Here is a 21,330-nt window from a genome sequence, read left to right on the forward strand (position 1 = left end):
TTGCAATGTAAAGCCCGTAAGCGAGGGACGAGTGCGGACTTGGAATGGAAAGCGGGACCGAAGCTGCCAAACACACAGGACCGTTCATTTCCAAATCAACAATGATAAGTTTTTCTTTTGTAGTGCGATTTGGCGGGCAAGTTTAAATTTAATCGGTAATCTACTGTCAACTGAAAACCGGAAACTGCCAAACTGTACTAAAGTTCTTTCCTCAGCCTGGCTACCGGAATATTCATTTGTTCGCGATACTTTGCAACGGTTCTTCTGGCAATGTTATAACCTCTTTCTTTTAAAATTTCCGTTAATTTTTCATCCGCCAAAGGTTTGCGTTTATCTTCGTTACCGATGCAGTCTTCCAGTATCTTTTTAACCTCTTTATTCGAAACTTCTTCGCCGTTTTCGGTTTGTATAGCCTCTGAGAAGAATGATTTTAACAGAAAAGTACCAAATTCGGTTTGTACGTATTTAGAGTTTGCCACCCTTGATACGGTGGAAATATCCATATCTATTTTATCTGCAATATCTTTTAAGATCATCGGGCGCATCTTACGCTCATCAGCTGTTAAAAAATATTCATATTGATAGTGCATAATGGCATTCATCGTTTTTAACAAAGTTTGTTGTCTTTGTTTAATCGCATCGATAAACCACCGTGCAGAATCTAATTTTTGTTTCACAAACTGAACAGCTTCTTTCAGCTTTTTATCTTTGGATGCAGCTTTGTCATAATGCTCAAACATTTCCTGATAAGACCTGCTCACCTTTAGTTCTGGGGCATTTTTCGAATTTAATGTCAAAATCAATACACCATCATTGTTGCTGATGTGGAAATCAGGAATGATCTGCATTTGTTTTGTCGTCACCTGGTTGGCATCACCAGGTTTAGGGTTTAGACGTAAAATTTCGTTTACAACCTCTTTAAGTTCTTCGCTATCTAATCCTAAACTTTTTTCTAATTTATCGTAATGTTTACGGGTAAACTCATCCAGATAGTTTTCTACAACATTCATTGCTTTGACTATAATCGGATTGTTGGTATCTTTTCTTTTTAACTGGATCAGTAAACATTCTTTTAGGTCTCTGGCGCCAATACCCGGAGGATCAAAGCTTTGGATCAGTTTTAACATTTCCAATACATCCTCTTCCTCAACCATTACATTCTGGGAAAAAGCAAGATCGTCGATCATAGAACCCAACGGACGGCGTAAATAACCATCATCATCTAAACTGCCAATAATCTGTTTGCCGATAATAAAATCCTGATCCGATAAGGGAATGAGGTCTAATTGCTCTTGTAAACTTTCAAAAAATGTACTTTCAATAGCAATTGGCGTCTCTTTTTTCTCCTCATCGTCGTCGCCATTATTATAATTGGTGCTGTAATCGTTGGCCGAATCATCCTGCAGATAATCGTCTACATTGAATTCGTCCATGCTGGTATCTTCTGATGGTTGTTCGTAATCTTCAGGTCCGTCATTTAAATCATCATATTCACTCTTTGGCTCATCCTGAGTCATTAAGCTTGGATCTTCAAGTGCCGGATTGTCTTCGAGCTCCTCTTTTACACGTGTATCTAAAGCAACGGTTGGCACCTGCAACAATTTAATAAACTGTATCTGTTGTGGTGATAACTTTTGTAATAATTTTTGTTGTAAATGTTGTTTTAGCATAGTAAATAAAAAAGAATAGCGCAAAAATAAACAATAGATTTCAGATATTATGCTGATTGTACCTAAATGCTACCGATATGTTCGGTTTTAAAATTATTTCCTAAACGTTTGTATTGAGTTTAATGTTTGCTACTTTAGTAAATAAATAAATAAAACTAAACTAATAAAGTATGGGCTTTGTAAAAGAATTTAAAGAGTTTGCCGTTAAGGGCAATGCTTTCGATTTAGCAGTCGGTGTAATTATTGGTGGCGCTTTCGGTAAGATTGTAACCAGTATAATTGAAGATTTGATCATGCCTGTGGTAGCTGCTATGGTGGGTAAACCAGATTTCAGTAGCATTTATTTTGCAATGGGTAAAGGATCAGAACTTATTCCAAAGGGAGCATCACTGGCTGATGCCAAAAAAGCTGCCCCGGATGCGGCCATATTTGCTTACGGTAATTTTATTACGGTTGCCATAAACTTCTTACTATTGGCATTAATTGTTTTTATTATGGTTAAAACAATTAATAAAATGAAAAAGAAAGAAGAAGCCGTAGCAGTTGCTGCACCACCTGTGCCTACAAAAGAAGAAGTGCTTTTAACTGAAATCAGAGATCTGCTAAAAGCAAAAGCATAAAACCTGAGCTCCGCAACCATCACAGCTGCGGAGCTTTTCATTTTAGTAACTTCTTTTTACTTCTGGGTCGGTGATGATGATGTAATCACCGAGTTGACTAAACTTTTCCCAACTGGGATTGGTGAAGCTTTCATCAGAAAACGACGAAATATTCAGGACTTTTAATTTTGGATCAAGTTGTTTGAGCTTGGCCGGTATTCCCAGTTTTTCATCGCTATGGAAACGGCCGTTGAGCTGTAAAACCTTAATTGCTTTGTTTGCTTTAATAAATTTATTTATAGACCAGGCCATAGTTGCATCCCATAAATTTTGGGTCTGGTAAATTTTCATCGTGCCCATACTATGCCCGCCCAAAGTTTCTGTAAATTTCTCATAATACCTGCCCCGGGCCGTATCAATAGGCAGGGGAGGTAAAAAATTGAATGATGTTTTGGGGAAATTCTCTAAAACCTTCAGTCCGCCAGTTGTAACAGCGTTGCTGTAACGTGTTGCCGCATTTGCAGCGATAACTTTTAACCCATTCTGTTTGGCATATTCGATTAAAGGTCTGTAATCTTTATAATTTCCCCAGGCCCTGCTTTCTTTAACAAAGTTTTTTTCTGAAATCAATCCTGCCAGGTATTCATCTATTTCAGGCTGTACATCGGTATAGAACATTTCTAAAGATAGCACCACTTTTAACAGATATTTTGAATGGAGTTTTTTGAGGAGTTCTGCTTCCAGGTAGTGGCCTACAGAATCATTATGGTCTTCGCCAAAAAATAAAACATCCGCATGATCCATGTCGGCAACAATGTCTTCTATTGATATCGATTTTTGTTTTTTTACATCAAAGATCTTATAATGGCTGCTTATTTCCTGTGCGTACAAGCCAGAAGAAATAGCAAAAACAAATAATAGAAGGATAAATTTCATGCCTTCAAAATAACAAAATAATTTTCACCGATAAAAGAAGGTCATTTACCGCCTTTTACCGGGTTCTTACATATGGCGTATATGATGATCAGATAGCGATCAATACTTTTGGATTATTAAATACGAGCACAAATGGAAAACATTAATCATCACAATAATAACCAGCTTAAAAACTCAGGAAGGGTTTGGAGCGGTTTCATCATCATCATCATTGGGTTTGCATTTCTGCTGAACAATATTGGATTAGATATTCCGGGATGGATCTTTAGCTGGTCTAATTTTTTAATTTTACTAGGCGTGTTTCTTGGCGTTCGCCGTAACTTTAAAGGGGTAGGCTGGCTGATCTTAGTTTTGATCGGTGCCTACAATACCTTAATTCATATACCCGGACTGGATTTCGACCTATCTAAATATGCTTTAGGTTTTGGTTTGGTAATCGTTGGCTGTTTTTTAATCTTCAGGCCAAAACAAGGTTCATTTTCTAAGAAAAAGAATAAGTATAAAGCCGATTTTGATTTTGAAGGCGCTGCAGCTAAAGAAACGGTAAATAATAATGACGTGATTGATGTAATGGCTGTTTTTGGCGGGAGTCATCAAACGGTATATACTAAAAACTTTCAGGGTGGCGATATTACTGCCGTTTTCGGCGGTGCCGATATTGTAATGACACAGGCTGATTTTCCTGAAACAGTATCGCTCGATGTAACGGCCGTTTTTGGAGGAATAAAATTGATTGTACCGCAAAACTGGGCAATAAAATCGAATGTGACAGCATTATTTGGGAGCGTTGAAGATAAAAGATCCCATGTAATGCCGGTAGCAGAGCTCAAAAAGACATTGGTTTTAGATGGGACCGCTTTATTTGGCGGGATTGAAATTAAAAGTTTCTAAACATTTATTATAAATATCGCCCATGAAATGGTTTGCTGTAAATTGTATCTATCAGGTGATTTGTGGTGAAGGAAAGCATACGCCCCAGTTTAACGAACAAACGCGTTTGATCCGGGCAAAAGGTATCAGGCATGCCTTAAACAAAGCTAATTTGAATGCCGTACATTTTAATCCTTCCCTTAACAATTGCCAGGGAGATAAAATAGTATGGAAGTTTTTAGGTGTAGGTGGAATAACTGAAGTTGTAGAACTTACAGATGGTGCAGAAGTAAGTTCGAAGATGGTTGAGCCCAAATCGGTTTCATTATATCTGGAAAAGCTGGCGCACCGCAATAAATCATTAACTAATCAGAATCGTTTTGACAACTAGACCTTTATCTGTTCCGCAAATACAGAAAATATCAATCACCATTGCAATCGTGTGGACGGTAATGTGTGCTGCCGGATTGCATTATGTAGTTAATTTTTCCTGGTGGATAGCGATAGCCGATAGCTTAACCAATAATTTCCTGTTGGCATTGGCCTGCATAGGGATAAGCAACATGTTGGGGTATTATCAGCCCAAAAACGAAAGGATGCTCTATGTATTGATTATTGCACTGGCCCTTACATTTGTAATTATTTATGCTGCCAAATATAGCATGCTCTACATTTTTGCTGATTATAAAGAATATAAAGATTTTTATAATTTTTCTTTCGCCTTTAGAGGCTTAATTTCTTTGATGTGTTTGGCCTGGTGTGCCTTGGCCAATATATTATGGTATAGGTTAGAAGAACAGTCAGAAACACATGAAAGACTGTCAGCAGCAAAGAGTTTGGCTAAAGAAGCAGAGTTAAATAAGTTAAGGCACCAATTGCAGCCCCATTTTCTTTTTAACAGTCTGAATTCAGTATTTGCACTGACCATGGTTAACCCAAAAGAAGCTGGGGTAATGATTACAAAATTAGCTTCTTTTTTACGTGGTACCTTAAAGCGCGACGATGAATTATGGGTTTCGGTTGAGGAGGAGATGGAGTACATCCAATTGTATCTGGATATCGAAAAAGTAAGGTTTAGCCATAGATTGAATATTGAAGTGAATGTTGCCGAAGATACCTTAAACCTTTGCCTGCCAGGTACATTGTTGCAGCCCATTGTAGAAAATGCTATTAAATTTGGTCTTTATAATACGTCTGCCGGTATTACCATCAAAATTGATGTGACGGTTGAATATAATATTTTACAATTACGCGTTCAAAACCCTTTCGATCCGGAAATGAAAGCTGCTGGAGGAACAGGATTTGGTTTAAGTGCCATTAAACGCAGGTTATATCTGTTATTTGCAAATACCCATTTGTTACAAACCGATATTGAGGCAAATAATTTATATATTACCACCCTAAAAATTCCACAAAAAAATGATCAGGACGATACTAATTGATGATGAGCCTTTAGCGAGAGATATTGTAAAATATTATCTTTCAGATCATGCAGAAATAGAGATTGTAGCCGAATGTGGTGATGGGTTTGAAGGTTTAAAAGCCATTACCTTACATAAGCCTGACCTCATTTTTCTCGACATACAGATGCCTAAAATCAGCGGTTTCGAAATGCTTGAACTGGTTGACGATAAACCTGCAGTCATTTTTACCACCGCTTTTGATGAGTATGCCATCAAGGCTTTTGAGGTTAATGCAGTGGATTATCTCCTCAAGCCGATTGATAAATCGCGCTTTGATGCCGCCATCAAAAAAATACCGGGTAAATTAAACCATACCGAAAACACAGAAGCTGTTCTGGATGCTGCAGCTTTAAACCCTGCCCAAAACAGTAGGGTAGTGGTAAAAAAAGACGGCGTAATTAAGATTATTCCTGTTGCCGATATCAACTATTTAGAGGCTGATGATGATTATGTGAAATTAAGTACCGTTGATGGTGCTTTCTATAAAAACAAAACCATGGCTTATTTCGAACAAACACTTGATGTAAACCAGTTTATCCGCATACATCGATCATACATCATCAACCTGGCCCAGGTAACTAAAATAGAGCTAAAAGAGAAGGATAGTTATGTGGTGTTGCTGAAATCTGATATCTGGCTTCCGGTAAGCAAAACGGGCTATGTGAAATTGAAGGCGGCATTGGGTCTGTAGAAGACATTCCAGTGTCTTGAGTGTGCAAACCGTTCCTTCGGCACGCATCATCGGTAGAAAAAATGCAGAATGCATATTTTCGTTCCGTTAGAAACGTTTGATTGAAGAAATAAACAACGCAATCAATCATTTATCATTTTAACATTAACCCGTTTTTCAAAAGATTTTTTACATTTGCATTTAAATAGAAAAAATAATAATTAATCACGCTTGCATTTGTAGAGAAATCGCTTTATATTTGCACCTCTTAATTTTACAATAGATAATATACAGTCATGAAAAGAACATACCAACCTTCGCAAAGAAAGAGAAGAAACAAACACGGCTTCCGCGAAAGAATGGCAACAGCTAACGGCAGACGAGTATTAGCATCACGTCGTGCTAAAGGAAGAAAAAGATTAACAGTTTCTGACGAACGCAAGCATAAAGCATAATTTTTGATTGCTTTTCCGTTAATTCGGGATCGGCAGATCAAAATCTGCAATGATCAATCAAAAATATATGTACACATTCAGGAAAGAAGAACGGTTATGCAGCAGGAAATATTTAGACCTGTTGTTTAAAAACGGTTCTTCTTTTTTATTATACCCCTTTCGGGTTTCTTATCTTTTTGTTGATGTTACTGCTGATGTGCAAGCACAAGTGGTGATCAATGTACCTAAAAAAAGATATAAACGGGCAGTAGACCGCAATCTGCTCAAGCGTCGCATCCGCGAAGCTTACCGCCTAAACAAACAAAATCAATTATACATGCCTTTACCCACAGATAGGGGACTGCTGTTGTTTTCCATCCAGTTTGTGGGGAAGAATAAGTATGAGTTTGCTTTTATCGAGAAAAAACTGAACGCTACCTTTAAGCGTTTCCAAAATTTAATCCAGCCGAATGAAATTCATCAATAAAATTTTTGGATGGCTTTTTTTAGGTTTGATCAAAATTTATCAATATGCCATTTCGCCTATGCTGGGCGCAAACTGCCGCTTTACACCAACCTGCTCTCAATATGGGATAGAAGCCATTAAAAAGCATGGTCCCTTTAAAGGTGGCTGGCTGGCATTGAAACGTATTGGCCGTTGTCATCCCTGGGGTAAACATGGGCACGATCCGGTTCCTTAACGGTTTATTGGTTCATTGGCCATTGGTTTATTGGTAAATTGCAAACTGTATTATTGGCTATTTTTGGTTAATCGGTTAACTGTTTCAATTGGTTAATTGCAGGGCTGTTAACTGTGAATTGCTAACTGTAAATTGCCAACTGTGAATTGCCAACTGTAAATTGCCAACTGTAAATTGTTTTACTCAATAGCCACAGTTCTTTTGACTGTAACTTAGTCCCTAATATTCGGGAGAGAAATTTACTTAAAAGATCTTTCGACTACGCTCAGTATGACATGATGGAGGGCAAACTCAAGACTTCGGACTAAAGACTGCGGGCCGTCTAAGCCATCATTCATTTACGATCTTCCATCCTTAAAGATCCTTCGTTTCACTACCATTGACATTAATTCATAATTACTTATTAATGAATGCATTGTGGTATCATGCATTTCCGTATAGCCAGGCCATAGCACCTTATCACCGGTCTACTTCAATCCGGCCTAATAAATTTTTCGGATTGCACTGTTCCAGCCATACTACTGCCTTCAAAAGAAAACGGCGCAGCCCTCATGAATACCGTTGAAAACTATATCAATTAATGAATAAATTTTCAGCCGGCATTTTATTAATGGTTGTCTATTGTTTTTTATCTGTATTAATGAGCTCGGCAATGCCTCGGTTTTGTTACTTTTTGATGCCAAAAAGTAAGAGCCCTTCGGCGGCGGTGGACCTGTACCGATTTTTAATCGGTAGCCGAGGCAAGACTTGTGCGAAGGAAAAAACGTCACTCATATTGATTTTTATACCATAAATTATTCCTCAGGATTGACAAAGAAAAGGAGATTAGAATGGAGAGTTAAGGCTACAGACTCATCTTAACCATCTTCCTAATCCCTCTTCCATCTTCCATTTTATTAATATCTTTGTCCCATGGCTAAAATACTTCAGATAGAAACCGCTACGGCAATCTGTTCGGTCGCAGTTTCTGTTAATGGCGAAACAATTTCATTTAAAGAGGAGCAAGGACAAAACCTGCATGCAGCAAATTTGACATTATTTATTGATGAGGCCGTAAAAGCTGCTGGCTTAAATTATCAGGAGCTGGATGCCATCGCTGTAAGCAAAGGCCCGGGATCTTATACCGGCTTGCGTATTGGCGTTTCTACAGCAAAAGGACTTTGTTATGCCCTGGATAAACCCTTAATTGCCATTGAAACATTAGAAATGATGGCTGCTGGTTTTTTGTCAGAAAGCCCAGGTTATTCAGGTTTAATCTGCCCCATGATTGATGCCAGAAGGATGGAAGTATATACTGCAGTTTTTGATTCATCATTAAACCTGCTATTACTAACCGAAGCTAAAATTATCGACGAAACAAGTTTTAATGCGCTCCTTTCACAGCAAACTATTATCTTTTTGGGTGATGGGGCAGCCAAATGTGCTGAAGTTTTAACACACCCAAATGCACAATTCGATGCAGCTAATTTCAATTCGGCCACCTATATGTCACGGCTGGCTAACGAAGCTTTCAGTAACCGTAATTTTGAAGATGTAGCCTATTTTGAGCCTTTTTACCTGAAAGATTTTGTGGTTACGCAACCTAAGAAGCAACAGGCACAACGTTAAACCTATTTTCTTTTAAAAATCGAAAACAAGCTTTTAAAGAAACTGCCATCATCACTTTTATCATTAATACCTGGTATTACATCCGCAAACTGGGGATGGTTAACCACGTTTCCAAATTTAATGCCTACGCCCATATAAAATGAAGTGCCGTTAGGTCCGCTGCCTACAGTAGCATCATTTCTAATGGTGCCTATGGTTTGGAAACTTGTTGCCACTAAATTATCGGTCCCTAAAAATAGTTCGAAATTGGGCGTTTGGTATTTACCTTGCACACCAACCATAAAAACACCGTTTAAATTACACAAAGGTGTTACGCTGCCTGAAAAATCGTTGGCCATAAAAGTATTTACAAAGGCAATATCGCCACCTTTGTAAAACAGGTTTTTGGAAACCGCTAATGCCGGTTTGTAAAAACCATATCGTTTAGACATATAAAAATCAAGCTTAGCATTGGTTGGAGCCAAAAACTTTTTAGGCTGCTCTGACAGCAGGAAAATGTCTTTTATTTCCTGATTGGTATTCGATCGGTTGTTCTCAATATTCTCAATAATTTTAGATTGATTTACAGTAGTACGCTGGGTATTGCTGCGCCACCAGATAAATCCCAAATCTTTAATGTTGGCCATTAAAAATAAACCTTTTTTAGTGGTGTAGTTGGTGCCAAAACCGAACGATAAACCAGGGTTTTTAAAATTTGGGATGAAGTTTTTCTTATTTACCTCATTAAAATCAGAGAAGTTGGCCGAATAAGTTCCGTTTAAGCCAATTAACAATGCATCAGATTCAGGATCAATGTATAGCTGAGAATTATAAACATCTAATTTATTATAAAGTATCCCGCTCAATACACTGGCCTTTAAACCAAATGCAAGTCTTTTGTTCCAGTTTTCGCGATAGGTAAAGCTAAACTGATGGTAGCTTTGTTGGTAACCCTTGGTGTCGAAAATTCCCGTATACAGCTGGTTGCTGTTAAACCGCTCGAACGAATCAAAAATAGCCAAAGTTTCATTGGTATAATCGATATGGGCATCAGATCTGATCTGCCATGAAAAGCCCATTTCTTTCTGATATTTATAAGATTTGAAAAGCCTGAATGTGGCCACATAGATATTGCTGTTTTCAAAAAAATGATTCACCTCACCGGTGCCGATGGGTAAACTTCTGGTGTCAAAAACCCCTTCCTGTGTTAATTTTCTGATGGCAAACTTGGAATTGCCCTTATTAATGGCATTTGCACCAAAATAAGGTAAAAAGAAATTAGAAGAAAATTTTCTTGATGAATCTAAAGTAAAAGATTTTTGAGATGGGTTTTCGAATGCATCAAACATGGTTTTAGTGCCAAAAAGCGCATATTGTTGTGCATTTGCAACCCCGAAGCTGGCCATGGCCAGTAACGCGAGTAAAAGTTTCTTCATGTAAAATAGTTTATTGGGATGGTTTCCTTATTAACGGTTACTTACTGAATCTGGTATTTTTGGTTGTACATATTTGTTTAAAAGCAAGTTAGTAATGAATTTGTTTTTATCTGCACTCATCTGATAACAAAAAGTATCGAAACTTTTCAAACCACTGTCAGCACGTAAATGTCTGTAGAAATTCAGTTGAATATTGTGCCTGAAAATATCTGCCGAATTTTTGGTGTTGATATAATAACTTACATTGGAAGTGGTAGAAATTTCGTTTACGGCATCTAAATATTGCGGCGTTTGTATTAAAAGCCTGTTATTTTTATAATTAGTTAAAAATGATTGTACCGTGCTCGCATTATTGGCAACAACCAAATTATTATCAATAATGGCATAATAAGGCCGCGTAAATTTTTTAAAGGGCTCACCAAAATAACTGTATAAAATATCGGCCGATTTAAAGAGCTTGATGTCTTCATTATAATCTGTACTGACATCAAGCAGCAACTGTTTTGTTTTTTCGCCATTCGATAAAGAAATGGCGCCTAATTTTTCGCTGGTGCTCAACTGGAAAAGAATAAACTGATTCTTCGTATAATTGGTAAATATCAAGTTTAAATCCGTTCTGTAATCATCCTTTACTCTTTTGATTACCGCAGTGGCTTTTGATAGTATTTTCGTTTGTTCCTGCCAGGTATTCAGCTTCTTGAGCCATTTGCCATAATCATCATAAGCGTAAAGTGCATAATTTGCGGTATTTTCGGGCAGGATATTTTGGATAGATGTATTTTGTGCAGCGGTGTTTTCAAATAGTTTAAGGTAATTGTGCTGATCTTTTATTTCGGTACTCCCGTTAAAAAGAATTTTTTCCTTACTAAAATTGTAATTGAGGACCGCAAAACTGTTCTGTTGGTTAAATAGGGAAATTTCTCCATTAATGTTCCCCGCAATAATATTTTTGAGCAACGGTGGGGCCTGGTTAAAATTAATGTAAATATTAGCCAGTACATTTTTGATCTGGCGATTATTCTCTTTAATAAACTCAGTAAAAGGATTTTCCGTTAAACGCACATTGGCATCATTAATCAGTTTGAGCGATGTGGAGGCCGTTAATACCTGGTCATGAATGCCTAAATAAACAGATAAACTGTCATTGAGCTTCAGCGTGTAGAGGTCTTTGGCATTTTTGCTGATCGCTTTTTTTAATTTTAACTGTTCATAGAATTTTTTAATGTCATTATCACGTTGTATCTGCACGGTGATTAAGAAGTTCAGCGTTTTATTCGAATCAGGCAGTACACTAATATAAACCTGCTGATCTTTCAGGTAGCTGTTTATCAGATTGTCGTCAATGATACTTGTTTTGAGCTGTTTTAACAGGTTCATTTTATCGTTCCCCAAAACCTGCTGGATCAGTTGTTGCCCTTCAATGATATCATAAAAACCTTTATCGTTTTGAAAAGAAAACACCAGAGCGGCATTATTGGTTGCCGATTGCAGCGCCAGGTCTTTTGCATCATTATCAGTTCCCAATTTCGAAAAATAAAGGTAGGCCATAAAGGCTACACCTAAAAATAGTGCACTTGTTAGAATTATGATTTTTTTCATCTGCTGTGCAACAAATTTAATTTATTACATTGATTAGTGAGAAGTTCTTTGTCAATTTATTAATTTAGCAACTTGCTACTTGCAAATAACTATGAATAAACGAATAATCCTTACTGCTTCTTTTTTTGGTGCTGTTGCCGTTTTACTGGGCGCATTTGGTGCCCATGGACTAAAAGCTTTAATTGATGGTCCATCATTGGAAATTTGGCAGAAAGGGGTTGATTATCAGTTCTATCATACGTTTGCTTTATTGTACCTTTCTACCTTTGCCCGTTATCGGAACAAGCTTATTAATATTGCTTATTTCTGTTTCACATTTGGAATCATCCTTTTTTCAGGATCATTATATTTATTAGCTACCCGAAGCATATCGCATTTAGGTTTTACCGAATTTATTGGTCCGGTAACGCCAATTGGAGGACTTTTATTTGTATTAGGATGGATAATGCTCTTTTTTGCGGCATTTAAAGATAAATAATGAATACTTTCGAAAACGATATTTTTTCAGAAAGAGAGACACTTTTTGTGGAAGTTATTTTGCCATTATCCTTGGCGAAAAACTATACTTATCGGGTACCTTTTGATTTAAACGATCAGATTGCCATTGGGAAACGGGTGGTGGTACAATTTGGAAAGCATAGAATTTATACAGCTTTAATTAGTGCAGTCAGCACCGTGCCACCTACGGTTTACGAAGCCAAATACATTATCGATGTGGTAGATGCCGAGCCGGTAATTACACCCATGCAGCTTAAATTCTGGACATGGATGACCAATTACTACATGTGTAATGAGGGTGATGTCATGGCAGCGGCCTTGCCTGCCAGTTTAAAACTGGCCAGCGAAACCATTCTTATTCTTCGCGAAGATTATCATGAAGATACCGAACTTAGCGATAAGGAAGAAATTATTATCAACGCACTCAAACAGCAAAAGAAACTTACCGTTAATGATGTTTCTAAGCTGCTGGGGCAGAAAACAGTATATCCGATCATCAACCAGCTATTGGATAAAGAACTGGTGCTGGTGGCAGAAGAGGTGGTACAGAAGTATAAACCTTTGCTCAAATCGTTCATTGTTTTAAATGATTTTTATAGCGATGAAGAAAATCTGAAACAGCTTTTTAATATTTTAGATAAGGCCCCCAAACAGTTGGATGCTTTATTGGCTTACCTGAAATTACAAAAATCAAATCTGCCGGTTGCTAAAGAGCAGCTTTTAGCCGAAAGCAATTGCGGACCGGCGGCATTGAAAGCTTTGACAGAGAAAGATATTTTTGTGGTGATGAAAAGGCCGGTTAGTCGCCTGGCCGCTCACGATGAAGAATTCAGTGTGAATTTTGAACTGAACGAAGGTCAGCAAAAAGCATTAGACCAGATTAACCGGCATTTTGAAGAGAAAGAGGTGGTTTTGCTGCATGGCGTAACCGCATCAGGAAAAACGCAGGTTTATATTAAACTGATTGAAAAAATTATCCGGAATACGGATGGGCAGGTATTGTTCCTGCTGCCGGAAATTGCCTTAACCACACAGATTGTAGAACGGATTAAACGTTATTTCGGTAATTCGATCGGGGTATACCATTCTAAGTTTAACAATAGCGAAAGGGTAGAAATCTGGAATAAGGTAAGAACAGGTGCATATAAAGTAATTCTTGGTGCACGTTCGGCTGTTTTTCTTCCTTTTGAAAACTTAAAACTGATTGTGGTTGATGAAGAACATGAACCTTCCTATAAACAATACGATCCGGCACCACGCTACCAGGCCAGAGACGCAGCCATTTATTTAGGTTACCTGCATCAGGCCAAAGTGGTTTTAGGTTCAGCCACTCCATCTTTAGAGAGTTATTACAATGCATTACAGGGCAAATATGGCCTTGTAGAAATGAAAGAACGTTTTGGCGGCGTTCAGCTTCCGAATCAGCAGGTGGTGAGTATTGCGGAGGAAACCAAGAAAAAAACGATGAGTTCTTATTTTTCAAGTGTATTGATCAAAGATATTGATCTGGCGCTTGCTAAAAAAGAACAGATTGTATTGTTTCAGAACCGGCGGGGCTATGCCACCATTCTCATTTGCGCAACCTGTGGTTATACCCCAAAATGCGTAAACTGCGATGTAAGTTTAACTTATCATAAAAGCAGTGGTAAATTGCATTGCCATTATTGCGGGTATCAGCAAAGCAGCATCAACATCTGTCCGGCCTGTGGTTCGGTACATGTAGAGCAAAAAGGTTTTGGTACCGAGCGTATTGAAGAAGAACTCAGATTGCTCTATCCTGAAGTATCCATTGCACGGTTGGATATGGATAGCACACGCACCAAAAATGGTTTGCAACAAATTCTGAATGATTTTCAGGAAAAGAAAACCGATATCTTAATCGGTACACAGATGGTGGCCAAAGGACTGGATTTCGATAACCTGAACCTGATCGGTGTAATCAATGCTGATACACTTTTAGGTTACCCCGATTTCCGTGCTTACGAAAGAAGTTTTCAACTGCTGGCGCAGGTTGCAGGTAGGGCAGGTAGAAGAGCCGATCAGGGGAATGTTTGTATCCAGACTTACGACGCAGAAAACCGGATCATCAAACAAGTGGTGAACAACGATTATGAAGGGATGTATCAAGATGAAATTGTGGAGCGGGAGAAATTTCTTTATCCGCCGTTTTCCAGGATGATATTTTTGTACATCAAACATAAAGATTCGCATATTCTCGATCATGCTGCACTAACTTTGGCCAATATTTTAAAAGGAAAATTCGGTAAGCGTGTTTTAGGACCCGAACAACCGCTGGTAAGCCGTGTACGAAATCTTTATATCAAACAGATTATTATTAAAGCAGATAAACACACGGCCATTCAAAAAGTTAAGGATGCGTTAAGGGAAACCCTGACCGAATTTAACGCGACAAAGGAATTTAAAGGCGTTTTTACACAGATTGATGTAGATCCTTATTAGAAATGAATGAATAATTCAATTTTGAATGATTGAATGGGTTTATTTCTTGCGCTCATGCTCTCCTTCTTTCATTCTCTCAATCGCTCATTCAATCCTTCATCTATGTGGATAATGTATCATTCTCTAACTCAGGTAATCCATTCACCAATTCAATCATTCTCTCATTTTATCCTTGTATCACGGTTAAAAAAAGCTAATTTTGAAGCTCATGGCGTATAAATTTGTTGATAATTACCGGGAACGTGGAGCGAGAAAAAAACTGGTTGAGTTATTAAAATCACGTGGAATTGAAGATGAAAATGTATTAGCGGCCATTGGTAAAGTTCCACGGCACTTCTTTTTTGACGAAACTTTCTGGAACCAGGCCTATAAAGACATTGCGTTCCCCATAGGTGATGGGCAAACCATATCTCAGCCTTACACGGTTGCGTATCAAAGTGAATTGCTCCACATTAAAAAAGGAGATCAAGTGCTGGAGATCGGAACCGGATCAGGCTATCAAACCTGTATTTTAATGGAATTGGGTGCTACTGTTTTTACGATAGAAAGACAGGAGAATATTTATAACAGAACCATCCAGGTTTTACCTGGGATGGGTTACAGACCCACATTTTATTGTGGTGATGGCTCTAAAGGAATTGCTGCCCATGCGCCATACGATAAAATCATCGTTACCGCTGGTGCACCATTGGTTCCCGAAATTTTATTAAAACAATTAAAAATTGGTGGTATTCTCGTGATCCCGGTAGGCGATGAGAAAACCCAGAAAATGGTTACGGTGATCCGTGTAAGTGAAACAGACTACGACAAAATTGTGCTAGATACCTTTAGGTTTGTACCCTTGGTTGGCGATCAGGCATGGTGAGATCAGTTGGGAGTTTGGAGATAGGAGCTTGGAGTCAATTTAACTCCAACTCTAAACTCCCAACTCCAAACTACCTTTTCATCGCTCTGTCCAATTCACGCTTGGTATCTCTATCTTTAATGCTGTCGCGTTTGTCGAATTCTTTTTTACCTTGTGCCAGTGCAATTTCCATTTTAGCGAAGCCTCTTTCATTGATAAAAATCCGTAAAGGAACAATGGTGTAGCCCTTTTCTTCGCCTTTAAGCTTCAATTTTCTGATTTCTTTCTTTTGAAGGAGTAGGGCACGGTCGCGTTTAATATCGTGGTGATAGAAAGAACTGTGGCTATATTCAGAAATATGAAGGTTGCGGACATAGAGATTACCGCCGATAAACATGCAAAATGCATCTGTCATGTTGGCTTTACCTTGTCTTATTGCTTTTATTTCAGTTCCTAAAAGCGCAATCCCAGCTACGTATTTATCCAAAAGGTTATAGTCGAAATATGCTCTTTTATTCTTGATGTTAATGTCGTTTTTCAAAATTTTAATAAGTGTGTTATTTGTATTATATACAACGGTGTGTAAAACAAAATGTTTGGACTACAAATGCAATCCGTCATGCTGAACCCGTTTCAGCACCTTTCGGAAAAATGCTGAAATAAATTTGATCGTTATCTGTTCATTGAAGGCAGTTGATGCAATTTTTGCCAACAGGTTGCAAATATCTTAAAAATTGATGTGATAATGTAGTTTTAATTTATTTCGTGCCTAATGCGTTCATCTTTTATTTAAAAAACGACTCCAGGCATGTATATTAAACTTTAATCTCTGGCTCAGTGGGTTTTATTTAGGAAATGTACAGACAGTGCTTTTGGCCGCTTCCGTCCCGCTTTTTGTTGCAACAAAAGCAGAAAAAGCTTTTGGTTTCCACGTCAATCGGGTTTAATTAACACCGGCAGGTGCAGGGAAACAAGCCTTCCCCTCCGCCAACTGGATTCTTGTTTCATGGCTGCGAACGGTAAGAGGTCGTTTCGAGCGAAGTGCAACGCAGCCGAGAACCCGAAGGCTCTGCGAAGCAAAATCTGTTTTTGATAGATCTCTCCATTTCGCTGCGCTTCAGTCGAGATGACGGCTATTTTTAAATTTAAATTTCTGAGTAATGAATCAATAAAAATATTCATCTCTTTGTAAAAGCTAAGGGATATATTATTATGTTCGTATATATTGGTTTAAGTTTGAAATTAAAATATCTAAAATGAAATTCAGGAACTTACTTTTGATCTTATTGTTAGCCGTAACTTTTCAGGTAAATGCCCAGCAACCCACACTATTGCCGCAGTTTACTTTTTACAAACTGGATGGAAAACCCTTTTCAAACAACGATATAAAACAAGGAAAAAAGAATCTCTTCATATTGTTTGATTGTACTTGTGAGCACTGCCAGCGGGAGAGCAAAAACCTGAATGCAAATTACGCCAGGTTTAAGGATGTGAATATTTATATGATCACCATGGATGAGGCTTATATCATTCCACAATTTTTTAATTCATATGCCAAAGGCTTAAATGCAAAACCTAATGTGTGGGTACTGCAGGATAAAAAACGAATATTTATCCCAACATTTTTGCCAAAACAATATCCGGCCATGTATCTATATTCGCCCGCCGGGAAATTATTAATGTACCAGTCTGGAGATGGTGGCATCAAAAAAATGATGACGGTAGTGGGTAAATAATCATTTTAGCCACAGATCAACAAGCGTTATAGCTGTGACTAATTGATATCATAAGGCTCAACAACTACCTGATAATCAATACGGGGATATTCACTTTGTGTCGCACAGAATCTACTGTGGTGCCGAAAATAAGGTCTTTTAGTCCCTTATGCCCGTGTGCACCCATTACCAAAAGTTCCATTTCGTTCCGGTTACTGATCTCGGCTATGGCCTTACCTGTATTTCCAAAACCAATAAATGGTGTAGCATCATATCCAAGGTCTTCCAGGTTAGTTCTGTAGCGCTCCAGGTTAGTCGCATCGCTCTGCGTTTCATGGTCCATTACTTCCTTACCCAGATAGCGTGCGGCAGCAGTTTCTACAATATGGATGAGGTAATAGTGCGCGTCTTTACCACCCTGAATTAAAGCATGCCTGATGGTGTTTCGGTCATTTTTAGAGAAATCTACAGCAATCCCAATTTTTTTATAGGTGATTTTTTCAATTTTGCCAATATCCAAAGCATCTCCGTGGGGCACAATCTGTCTGGAGGCATTTTTCTGTTCTAATAAAGGGTGGAAGAAAACATAGAGCAACAGTAATACGATGAGGATTAATGCAGGTATAACAATGGCATAAATCCACCAGTTATTGGCTTCTTTTGCCCAACCGCTTATTTCTTCCATCACCAGTTTCACATTCAGCGCGATGATCACAATGGCGCTTGCCCAGGCTAAAACCTTTACCCATGGTTTGATGGCAAAATCTTTCATCAGTTTTTTATCTGATGTAAAATGGATCAATGGAATAATGGCGAAACCCAACTGCAAACTTAATACCACCTGGCTCAGCACCAGTAAGCCGCCAAGGGCATCGTCGCCATAGTGCAAGATGGTAAAAAATGCAGGGATGATGGCCAATAAACGGGTAATCAGTCTGCGTAGCCAGGGTTGGATCCGCAAATTGATGTGTCCTTCCATAATGATCTGTCCGGCTAAAGTTCCCGTAACGGTAGAGCTTTGCCCTGCAGCGATTAGCGCGATAGCAAAAAGGGTGGGGGCTACATGGCCAAAAATATTCGAAAGTAATTTATGTGCATCCTGAATTTCTGCCACCTCGTGTAAACCATTTTTGTAAAAAGCTGCGGCAGCAAGAATCAAAATGGCCGCATTAACAAAAAAAGCGAGGTTTAACGCAACGGTGGTATCAATGAGGTTAAACTTTAAAGCTTCTTTAATCCCTTTGTTGCTCCGTTCAATTTTCCTGGTTTGTACCAAAGAGGAATGGAGGTAGAGGTTATGTGGCATTACCGTTGCACCGATAATCCCGATGGCAATATAAAGCGCATCGCCGTTCAGTATAGAGGGCTCAAAACCTTTGGCTACTTCTTTGAGTGAAGGTTCTACAATAAACATCTCTACCAGAAAGGAAATTCCTACGATAAAGACCATCGAAACGATAAAACCTTCCATAGCCCTCATGCCCTTGTTGAGTAAAAAAAGCAATAAAATGGTATCAAAAATGGTAATGGAAATGCCCCAGATGAGCGGTAAACCAAAAAGTAACTGTAAACCAATGGCCATCCCGATAATTTCAGCAAGATCGCAGGCAATAATTGCGGTTTGTGCCAAGGCAAATAATGGAATGTTGGCCCAGCGGGGATACGCTTGTTTAGAGGCTTGAGCCAAATCCAATCCCCTCACGATGCCTAAACGGGCGCTGAGTGATTGTAAAAGTAAAGCAATGAGGTTCGACATCAGTAAAACCCAGATCAACTGGTAACCGAATTTACTTCCGCCGGCCAAATCTGTTGCCCAGTTGCCCGGATCCATATAGCCCACACTGATTAAATAAGCCGGACCAATGAAAGCCAGAATTCTACGCCAGCCTTTTCTTTTATCGGTATTTACACTTTGATGTACTTCACTTAACGATTCAGTTTTTGCCATTACTACTGATTAAAATATGTTTTGCTACTTCTCTGCTAATATTAACTTGTTTATCGGATAGCTGGATCTCAACCGAACCATCGAAATCGGTAACATCACTAACCTGAATTTGTTTGCCCAGGGTAAGGCCTAATTTTTCTAAATGTTTTAAAAACGGAGAACTGTGCTGACTCACGCCCGTAATGGTACCCGAATCTCCAACCTTTAACTCAATGAGTTTAATAAACTGGGTTTTGGCAAATCTTCCGTTTTTATCAGGAATGGGATCGCCATGGGGGTCTGCTTTCGGAAAACCTAAAAACTCATCCAATCTTTCAATCAGCTCAATAGATTTGATGTGTTCTAATTCTTCGGCCACATCATGTACCTCATCCCACTTAAAATTTAATTTGTCTACCAAAAAAACTTCCCATAACCGATGTTTGCGTACAATATCGATCGCTGTGTTTTTTCCGGTTTCGGTTAAGGTAACGCCTTGGTATTTAACATAATCAATCAGACCCTTATCGGCTAACTTTTTGATCATGTCGGTAACCGATGCGGGTTTGGTTTGCATTTGCTCTGCAATAGCATTGGTTTGCACATTGATGGTTTTCTCTGCCAGGTGATAAATAGTCTTTAGATAGTTCTCTTCGGTATAACTTTGCATTTATATTTATCTAATTTTATTTTTAGGTAAATCTAAAAATTATTACTTAAAATATATATGATAAATTATGTTAAAATTTAGAATATAATTTGGTTATGTTTGTCTTCTGAAATACCTTTAACACCATATGGCATCTGAATTAGATAAAATAGACTTTAAAATTTTAAGAATTCTCCAGGAGAACGGAAGAATTACCAATTTGCTTTTATCACAGGAAATTGGTTTATCACCTGCACCAACCTTAGAGCGTGTGCGTAAGCTTGAAATGGCAGGATATATTAAAAGTTACCATGCCTTGGTAGATGAAGAAAAACTGGGTTTAGGTATCAAAACGTTTATTCAGATTCAACTCGATTTTCATAAAAACAATACCATCCAGATCTTTTTGGATGAAGTAAATCAAATCAAAGAAATCACAGAGTGCCATCACGTTACCGGTCAGGCCGATTTTTTGTTAAAGGTTTATGTGAAAGATATTAAAGCTTACGAACGTTTAATTATGGATAAAATCAGTAAGATTTCTGTAGTGAAAACCTTCCAAACGATGATGATTATGTCTACTACCAAGAAAGAACCTATTGTGCCTTTAGAGTATTAGACTCTTTCTGTCCGTCAACCTGAACTTGTTTTATTAGCTGTTATTATTATTTTTAATGGTCTAATAGCTACTTCGTGGTCAGGTTCTTAATGGTTAAAACTTTTATTATAGCTTTTCACCATATAAGACATGTAAGAACATATTAGGTATTGCGCTTCTATGTAACTTATATGCCTTATATGGTTCAGTTTTTTTCGACTATTACTAAGCCACAATACTTTGTGTTCTTTGTAGCTTGGTAGTTAATCTTTTCTCCGCTGTATCGTCATTCCCAACTTGATTGGGAATCTTAATGCCATGTTAAGGGTTTGTAGTTTTCATTAAGATTCTCGCCTGCGCAGGAAAGACAACCGTCTTTGCCTTCAAATTCTGGACGAAGGAATAATGCCCAGATGTTATGCGCTTTTAAATCTGAGATAGAAAACCCAAATACATCTCCATCTACTTCACAAACCAAGCCTTTACCGCGTTGGCCAATAAATTTTTCGCAATCTTTGTCAGTAACCAAAGCCGGATCAGACAAAATGTTCTCTTTTACGGTATGTCTGACAATTTGTATCCCAGGGATGTAAGTTGTTTTTGCTTCGCGGAAAATCATTTTTTATAAGTTCTGGAGAAAATTAATTTATTTGAAAAAACCTTTTAAAGGCGCT

At 38.1% G+C, this 21,330-nt stretch carries 22 protein-coding genes; 14 read left to right on the forward strand and 8 right to left on the reverse strand.

Annotation, left to right across the window (positions count from 1 at the left end; translation table 11 throughout):
* Positions 1-197: 197 nt before the first annotated feature.
* Entirely contained in the window at positions 198-1,670 is a 1,473-nt protein-coding gene (gene rpoN, locus ABEG20_RS04705) for an RNA polymerase factor sigma-54 (RefSeq protein ID WP_406826233.1), read from the reverse strand.
* A 170-nt stretch (positions 1,671-1,840) separates the two neighbouring features.
* On the opposite strand from rpoN, the gene mscL reads away from it, so the two are divergent.
* Positions 1,841-2,290: a large conductance mechanosensitive channel protein MscL gene (gene mscL, locus ABEG20_RS04710; RefSeq protein ID WP_406826234.1), complete on the forward strand. Its 450-nt coding sequence runs from the start codon at positions 1,841-1,843 to the stop codon at positions 2,288-2,290.
* A 42-nt stretch (positions 2,291-2,332) separates the two neighbouring features.
* Here the strand turns inward: mscL and ABEG20_RS04715 are convergent, their stop codons facing one another.
* A complete protein-coding gene (locus tag ABEG20_RS04715; RefSeq protein ID WP_406826235.1) occupies positions 2,333-3,205 on the reverse strand; it encodes a ChaN family lipoprotein in 873 nt (290 codons plus the stop codon).
* A 132-nt stretch (positions 3,206-3,337) separates the two neighbouring features.
* Here ABEG20_RS04715 and ABEG20_RS04720 point away from each other — a divergent pair, with 132 nt between their 5' ends.
* The 8 genes from ABEG20_RS04720 (at position 3,338) to tsaB (ending at position 8,951) form a co-directional block, all read left to right on the forward strand.
* Positions 3,338-4,096 carry a LiaF transmembrane domain-containing protein gene (locus ABEG20_RS04720; RefSeq protein ID WP_406826236.1) on the forward strand — a complete coding sequence of 253 codons (759 nt, stop codon included), beginning with the start codon at positions 3,338-3,340 and terminating at the stop codon, positions 4,094-4,096.
* A gap of 22 nt (positions 4,097-4,118) precedes the next feature.
* Complete coding sequence (locus ABEG20_RS04725; protein WP_406826237.1) at positions 4,119-4,466, forward strand: DUF4288 domain-containing protein; 348 nt, start codon at positions 4,119-4,121, stop codon at positions 4,464-4,466.
* Positions 4,456-5,517: a sensor histidine kinase gene (locus ABEG20_RS04730; protein ID WP_406826238.1), complete on the forward strand. Its 1,062-nt coding sequence runs from the start codon at positions 4,456-4,458 to the stop codon at positions 5,515-5,517. The genes ABEG20_RS04725 and ABEG20_RS04730 overlap by 11 nt, the downstream gene beginning before the upstream one ends.
* Positions 5,495-6,229 carry a LytR/AlgR family response regulator transcription factor gene (locus tag ABEG20_RS04735; RefSeq protein ID WP_406826239.1) on the forward strand — a complete coding sequence of 245 codons (735 nt, stop codon included), beginning with the start codon at positions 5,495-5,497 and terminating at the stop codon, positions 6,227-6,229. Before ABEG20_RS04730 ends, ABEG20_RS04735 begins: the two co-directional genes overlap by 23 nt.
* A gap of 275 nt (positions 6,230-6,504) precedes the next feature.
* Positions 6,505-6,663 (forward strand): 50S ribosomal protein L34, encoded by a 159-nt coding sequence (rpmH, locus tag ABEG20_RS04740; RefSeq protein ID WP_010601723.1) that lies wholly within the window; start codon positions 6,505-6,507, stop codon positions 6,661-6,663.
* Positions 6,664-6,730: 67 nt separating this feature from the next.
* Positions 6,731-7,129 carry a ribonuclease P protein component gene (locus tag ABEG20_RS04745; RefSeq protein WP_406826240.1) on the forward strand — a complete coding sequence of 133 codons (399 nt, stop codon included), beginning with the start codon at positions 6,731-6,733 and terminating at the stop codon, positions 7,127-7,129.
* Complete coding sequence (gene yidD, locus ABEG20_RS04750; protein WP_090496806.1) at positions 7,113-7,343, forward strand: membrane protein insertion efficiency factor YidD; 231 nt, start codon at positions 7,113-7,115, stop codon at positions 7,341-7,343. The genes ABEG20_RS04745 and yidD overlap by 17 nt, the downstream gene beginning before the upstream one ends.
* 912 nt (positions 7,344-8,255) lie before the next feature.
* A complete protein-coding gene (tsaB, locus tag ABEG20_RS04755; RefSeq protein WP_406826241.1) occupies positions 8,256-8,951 on the forward strand; it encodes a tRNA (adenosine(37)-N6)-threonylcarbamoyltransferase complex dimerization subunit type 1 TsaB in 696 nt (231 codons plus the stop codon).
* 2 nt (positions 8,952-8,953) lie between these two features.
* Here the strand turns inward: tsaB and ABEG20_RS04760 are convergent, their stop codons facing one another.
* Both ABEG20_RS04760 and ABEG20_RS04765 read right to left on the reverse strand, forming a co-directional pair.
* On the reverse strand, positions 8,954-10,366 hold the full coding sequence (locus ABEG20_RS04760; protein ID WP_406826242.1) for a DUF5723 family protein: 1,413 nt from the start codon (positions 10,364-10,366) through the stop codon (positions 8,954-8,956).
* 30 nt (positions 10,367-10,396) lie between these two features.
* Positions 10,397-11,965, reverse strand: a complete 1,569-nt coding sequence (locus ABEG20_RS04765) for a hypothetical protein (protein WP_406826243.1) — start codon at positions 11,963-11,965, stop codon at positions 10,397-10,399.
* Positions 11,966-12,056: 91 nt separating this feature from the next.
* Here ABEG20_RS04765 and ABEG20_RS04770 point away from each other — a divergent pair, with 91 nt between their 5' ends.
* From ABEG20_RS04770 to ABEG20_RS04780, 3 genes are all read left to right on the forward strand, one after another.
* Complete coding sequence (locus ABEG20_RS04770) at positions 12,057-12,443, forward strand: DUF423 domain-containing protein (RefSeq protein ID WP_406826244.1); 387 nt, start codon at positions 12,057-12,059, stop codon at positions 12,441-12,443.
* The gene (gene priA, locus ABEG20_RS04775; RefSeq protein WP_406826245.1) at positions 12,443-14,923 is read left to right on the forward strand and encodes a primosomal protein N'; all 2,481 of its coding nucleotides are present in this window, start codon (positions 12,443-12,445) and stop codon (positions 14,921-14,923) included. Before ABEG20_RS04770 ends, priA begins: the two co-directional genes overlap by 1 nt.
* Before the next feature lie 208 nt (positions 14,924-15,131).
* Positions 15,132-15,788 (forward strand): protein-L-isoaspartate(D-aspartate) O-methyltransferase, encoded by a 657-nt coding sequence (locus tag ABEG20_RS04780; protein WP_406826246.1) that lies wholly within the window; start codon positions 15,132-15,134, stop codon positions 15,786-15,788.
* Between the two features lie 70 nt (positions 15,789-15,858).
* Here ABEG20_RS04780 and smpB read toward each other — a convergent pair whose 3' ends face one another.
* Positions 15,859-16,308: an SsrA-binding protein gene (gene smpB, locus ABEG20_RS04785; RefSeq protein WP_047797377.1), complete on the reverse strand. Its 450-nt coding sequence runs from the start codon at positions 16,306-16,308 to the stop codon at positions 15,859-15,861.
* 715 nt (positions 16,309-17,023) lie between these two features.
* Here smpB and ABEG20_RS04790 point away from each other — a divergent pair.
* Positions 17,024-17,503, forward strand: a complete 480-nt coding sequence (locus tag ABEG20_RS04790; RefSeq protein ID WP_406826247.1) for a TlpA family protein disulfide reductase — start codon at positions 17,024-17,026, stop codon at positions 17,501-17,503.
* 64 nt (positions 17,504-17,567) lie between these two features.
* On the opposite strand, the gene ABEG20_RS04795 is transcribed toward ABEG20_RS04790, so the two are convergent.
* Positions 17,568-19,430: an Nramp family divalent metal transporter gene (locus ABEG20_RS04795; protein ID WP_406826248.1), complete on the reverse strand. Its 1,863-nt coding sequence runs from the start codon at positions 19,428-19,430 to the stop codon at positions 17,568-17,570.
* Positions 19,417-20,079 (reverse strand): metal-dependent transcriptional regulator, encoded by a 663-nt coding sequence (locus ABEG20_RS04800; protein WP_406826249.1) that lies wholly within the window; start codon positions 20,077-20,079, stop codon positions 19,417-19,419. The genes ABEG20_RS04795 and ABEG20_RS04800 overlap by 14 nt, the downstream gene beginning before the upstream one ends.
* 127 nt (positions 20,080-20,206) lie before the next feature.
* Between ABEG20_RS04800 and ABEG20_RS04805 the strand changes: the two genes are divergently transcribed.
* Entirely contained in the window at positions 20,207-20,677 is a 471-nt protein-coding gene (locus ABEG20_RS04805) for an Lrp/AsnC family transcriptional regulator (RefSeq protein ID WP_025142637.1), read from the forward strand.
* Positions 20,678-20,966: 289 nt separating this feature from the next.
* Here ABEG20_RS04805 and ABEG20_RS04810 read toward each other — a convergent pair whose 3' ends face one another.
* Positions 20,967-21,275 (reverse strand): hypothetical protein, encoded by a 309-nt coding sequence (locus ABEG20_RS04810; RefSeq protein ID WP_406826250.1) that lies wholly within the window; start codon positions 21,273-21,275, stop codon positions 20,967-20,969.
* Positions 21,276-21,330: the final 55 nt, after the last annotated feature.

Source organism: Pedobacter sp. KACC 23697, assembly GCF_045348445.1.
Taxonomy (GTDB): Bacteria; Bacteroidota; Bacteroidia; order Sphingobacteriales; family Sphingobacteriaceae; genus Pedobacter.